The 362-nt window shown below is 40.9% G+C and carries 1 pseudogene; it reads right to left on the bottom strand.

Annotated features, from left to right (window positions below):
* A pseudogene (locus IEV57_RS19310) lies at positions 1 to 362 on the bottom strand (MSCRAMM family adhesin SdrC); the annotation flags it as partial.

Here is a 362-nt window from a genome sequence, read left to right as displayed (position 1 = left end):
ACATAATCAGGAGTACCTCCTCCATCTGTATCTAAGAAGTCATTCGGATCAGTTTTATCAGTACCATCCTTATCTTCTATCTGATCAGGCACACTATCTCCATCAGTATCCTTGAAATCCTCTGGATCTGTTGGATCAGTACCATCTATAATCTCATCATAGTCTGAAACCCCATCCCCATCTGTATCTCTATTGTCATCTGCTGGATCATTGATATCTCCTTCTGGCAAACCTAAACTAGGCCAAAGTACTAGTTCCACATAATCAGGAGTACCTCCTCCATCTGTATCTAAGAAGTCATTCGGATCAGTTTTATCAGTACCATCCTTATCTTCTATCTGATCAGGCACACTATCTCCATC

Origin of the sequence: Belliella aquatica, assembly GCF_014637795.1 — a bacterium.
Taxonomy (GTDB): Bacteria; Bacteroidota; Bacteroidia; order Cytophagales; family Cyclobacteriaceae; genus Belliella; species Belliella aquatica.
This window is presented reverse-complemented; position numbering and strand designations above follow the sequence as displayed.